Origin of the sequence: Kitasatospora cystarginea, from assembly GCF_039533515.1 — a bacterium.
Lineage (GTDB): Bacteria > Actinomycetota > Actinomycetes > Streptomycetales > Streptomycetaceae > Kitasatospora > Kitasatospora cystarginea.
Window position 1 is genome coordinate 1 of the sequence record NZ_BAAATR010000119.1, and the last position, 3,896, is coordinate 3,896.

Below are 3,896 nucleotides of genomic sequence, written 5' to 3' on the forward strand. Positions count from 1 at the left end.
GCGGTATGCGGTGAAAGTCGCACGTACCGTTCGGGAAGGGGCCGTCGGAAAAGGACCCGAGCCTCGGGCACCTCGCCGGCGGCCTACTTCACCGGCGAACGATTCGTTCGAGGCGATAGCGACGCTGTTCTTCTCCTCACGTTCGGTCAGGACCTGGAAGAGCAACTCGGCGCCTCGCCGGTCGAGTTCCATGTGTTGGGTCGGGGACGGGACGCCGTGCACCCTCTCGGGTGCCGGTTTTCCCATCCCCGCCCGCCGAACCGGACGTGCCCGTTGGCCGAGCATCCGGCTCTCCACGTGATCCGCTGGATCAGGCGAGGTATTCGCTGACCTGGCCGACGAAGGCCGCATCGTCGTGGCTGGTCCGTCGGAAGCGAGCTCCGTCTGGATCGACCTCGTCGATGTTGTAGGGCGTGCTGATCTGCGCTCCGCGGAAGCGGTAGCGCTCGACTCGCATCTTCGCCGGGTTGTAGAGGACGAGACCGCCCTCCGTGATGCGATCGGCCCCGTAGTAGCGGCGCCGCAGCTGCTTCCAGGTCAGGTGGGGGTGCTTGTAGCGAATCCAGCGGATGAGCCTCCACCACGCGTACCAGCCGAGGTAGGAGAACGTCCGCTTCGAAGCGCCGTAGCGGAAGTAGGCCGCCCAGCCCCGAAGAACCGGGTTGACCGTCCGCAGCACCTCCTCCAACGAGAGCGAGGTGGTACTCCGCCCTGTCAGTTTCTTGATCTTGTGCATCACCGACGCCAAGGCCGGCTTGGACGGGATGGTGAGCACGACGCGCCGGCCGTCGCCGAAGGGCCTCCGCTGGATGTGGAAGCCGAGGAAGACGAAGCCGTCGTCGATGTGGGTGATGTGGGTCTTCTCGGCCGAGAGGGTCATCTTCAACCTGCGGGCCAGCAACTCGCCGATCTCCGCCTTGAGCGCTTCGGCCTCCGACCTCGTGCCGTGCACGAGCACGATGAAGTCGTCGGCGTAACGCACCAGCCGGAAGTTCGGCCGCCCCATCCGACGCCGATACTGCCGACGCCAGCGCGGGGACATCTCCGCATCCCAGATCCGCGAAAAGTGTCCCGGTCGCGCCGGCCTGCCTCGCCGCGGCCAGGGCCTCGCCGGTGAACGGGCCAGCGCCGCGCGTCGGCGGCCTTGCCCCTGCGCAGGCGGAGCGCCGCGATAACGGGGCGGGCAAGCGGCGTCGAGAGCGTGGCCAGGATCGGGTGCAAGGTGTCGGGTCGACATCCACGAAAGCCACCTGTCCGACGCAGGAAGCTGCCCAGTGTGGAGGGCGCACGGACCTGGCCGAACAGCCTGTTCATCGCACCGAGCCGGAGCCGGTCGGTGTCGTCTATCGAGTCGGCGCCGGCGCACATCGCCGCGACCAGGCTCATCGCCTTCGCCGCCGGGTTCGCTCCCGCGCTGTTGGCCGCGCCGTCGATCCGCACCCGGTCGGCCACCAGGCCAGGAAGGCCGACCCGCTCGGCCAGCCGGACCAGCGACACCAACCCGGCGTCCGCGACCAGGTTGGACTCGTCGAACGCGACAGAGACGGCCGAGGAGCCGTGAGAGGATTGCACTTACGAGATGCCTTGCTGGTCGTGCCTGATGGAGCGTAGAGAACTCTCATCATCGCAGGTCACAAGGCATCTCTTTGTTCCAGCACCCCTCCACGCCCGAGATCAGCCGGTGGATTCGGGCTCAGTGCTCCTGCGGCAGGATGTCCGCGACCTCCTCTGCGACCTTGCTCAATGCCGAAAGCGCCTCGGGCCGTTGAATGCCCGGCATTGCCACGATGACGTGGCCGATTCCCCACTCGGCCAGCCTGGTCACGTGTGCTACGGCGGACTTCATGTCGTTGCGCGGATCGGCCTTCCAAGGGAAGTTCGTGAGCGCCGTCTTCTCGATCGCCGCGTAGGGCCGTCCGAGGCTGGCGCAGTGGTCACGCAGCACGGCGAGCTTCCGCGGAAGGTCCGGAGTGTCGAAGAGGTTGCAAGCGTCCCCGTATTGAGCGACCAGCCTCAAGGTCTTACGTTCGCCGGACCCGCCGATCAGGATGGGAGGATGCGCGCGGTCCGCGTCGACCCGACCCAACGGCAGGGGCGAGTTCAAGGGACGGTCGAGTCTGTAGTGGTTGCCCACGTGGGGTGTCTGGTCATCCGAGAACATCTTCAAGATGATCTGCAGAGTCTCCTCGAGACGTTCGAAGCGTTCGGCGAGCGGAGGGAACGGAACGCCCAACCCCGCGTGCTCCTCCTCGTACCAGGCAGCGCCGATCCCGAGGTACGTCCGCCCCTTGGACAACACATCGAGTGACGTGATCAGCTTCCCGAGCAGACCGGGGTGCCGGTAGGTCACACCCGTGCAGAGTGTCCCCAGGCTGATTTGTGACGTGTGGGCTGCAGCGAACGACAGGGCGGCGTAACCGTCGAGCATCGGGTCTTCGGGGCGCCCGTTGTTCCGCGCCTGGAAGAAATGGTCCATGACCCAGAGGCTGGCCAGGCCCACCTGATCTGCAGTGCCGGCAATACGAGCCAAGTGCTCGCTGATGTGCCCGGGACCACCGGGCCACTTGAAAGAAGGAATGGTCAGCCCGATACGCATGAATGAGGTCCTTCGACGATTTCCAAGGGTCGTGGATGGTGCGTTGTCATTTGCAGCGCCGTGAGTACTCGTCGACGCGTCCGCCTTCAGCGAGGACTGGTGGTCGGAGATCCAGGAGCGTCGATCCAGTAGCGTTTGGTGTCGAAGGTGTAGGTCGGTATTGCGGTCCGTCGAGGGGTGCGTCCTTGGTGGAGTGCGGCCCAGTCGATGGTGATGCCGTTGACCCAGAGGTGGGCGAGGGCTTCGCGGGTGGTGCGGGAGTCGTCGGTGTGGGTGCGGCTGTTGCCCATCGAGGAGACCGCGACCCGGTCCGTGCCGGTTTCGAGTTCGCCGATCAGCGTCTGTGCGGTGGCGCCCGGGCCGACCTCGAGCAGCAGTGCTTCGGGCCGGTCGACGAGCAGTCGTTGCACCGCGTCGGAGAACCGCACGACCGAACGGACCTGGCCTGCCCAGTAGGCCGGATCCATCGCCTGTTCCGGTGCGAGCCAATCGCCGGTCACCGTCGAGACGATGGGGATCTGCGGGGTTTGGAATTTGAGGGACCTCAGACGACGCTCGAACTCGCCGAGCGTGGCGCCGGGTTCCTGTTGCTGCATGAGTTCGCCGCGCCAGCACACCAGTCGCATGGCGTCCGGCAGGGACCAGACGCCGGCGGTGGTGGCGGCGACGATCTCGCCGAGGGAGTGGCCCACCATGGCGGTGGGCTGGACGCCCCAGGCGCGCCATTGCTCGGTCATGGCGGTCTGGACGGCGAAGAGGGCGGGTTGCTGGATCCGGGTCTGTTCGAGCAGGGCCGTGGTCTCGGGTGAGTCCCAGGTCGGCCCGTAGAGCAACTCGCACAGGTCCAGGCCCAGTTGTTCTTGTGCCAGCTGTGCGCAGTGGTGCATGACGTCGTGGAAGACGTTGTCGTGGGTGTAGAGGTGGCGGCCCATGCCGGGCCACTGGGTGCCGCCGCCGTAGACGAAGGCGACGGTGGCATCGGGGCGGGCGCGGCCGCTGACCCAGCCGGAGCCGTCCGCGAACGCGGTGGCGTACTCGGCGGCATCGCGGCCGACGGCTGCCGCGCGGTGTTCGAACTCGCCGCGGCCGATCTGGGAGGTGAACGCCACGTCCGGCAGGGCGGTCGGCTCGCTGTCGCGGAGGAACTGCTGCCAGCGGGTCTGGGCGCCGTTCAGTGAGCGGGCGGTCTTGGCGGAGGCCAGTACCACGTGGTGGCGCGGAGCCTCGTCGCCGGTGCTCCGGTGGTCCGGTGCCGTGGGGGTGGGGGGTTGTTCCAGGACGATGTGGCAGTTGGTTCCGC

The 3,896-nt window shown here is 67.1% G+C and carries 4 protein-coding genes and 1 pseudogene; 1 reads left to right on the plus strand and 4 read right to left on the minus strand.

Going from position 1 to position 3,896, the window contains the following annotated elements; genetic code table 11:
• Positions 1-90: 90 nt before the first annotated feature.
• Together ABD369_RS40150 and ABD369_RS40155 are read right to left on the minus strand one after the other, a co-directional pair.
• Positions 91-195, minus strand: a pseudogene (locus ABD369_RS40150) (IS21-like element helper ATPase IstB); the annotation flags it as partial.
• Positions 196-310: 115 nt separating this feature from the next.
• On the minus strand, positions 311-1,006 hold the full coding sequence (locus ABD369_RS40155) for a group II intron maturase-specific domain-containing protein (protein ID WP_344641587.1): 696 nt from the start codon (positions 1,004-1,006) through the stop codon (positions 311-313).
• A gap of 330 nt (positions 1,007-1,336) precedes the next feature.
• Here ABD369_RS40155 and ABD369_RS40165 point away from each other — a divergent pair, with 330 nt between their 5' ends.
• Positions 1,337-1,561: a hypothetical protein gene (locus tag ABD369_RS40165; RefSeq protein ID WP_344641590.1), complete on the plus strand. Its 225-nt coding sequence runs from the start codon at positions 1,337-1,339 to the stop codon at positions 1,559-1,561.
• Between the two features lie 132 nt (positions 1,562-1,693).
• On the opposite strand, the gene ABD369_RS40170 is transcribed toward ABD369_RS40165, so the two are convergent.
• Entirely contained in the window at positions 1,694-2,596 is a 903-nt protein-coding gene (locus ABD369_RS40170) for an LLM class F420-dependent oxidoreductase (protein ID WP_344641588.1), read from the minus strand.
• A gap of 86 nt (positions 2,597-2,682) precedes the next feature.
• Positions 2,683-3,896, minus strand: a 1,214-nt coding sequence (locus ABD369_RS40175; protein WP_344641589.1) for an acyltransferase domain-containing protein, incomplete at its 5' end; no start/stop codon positions are given.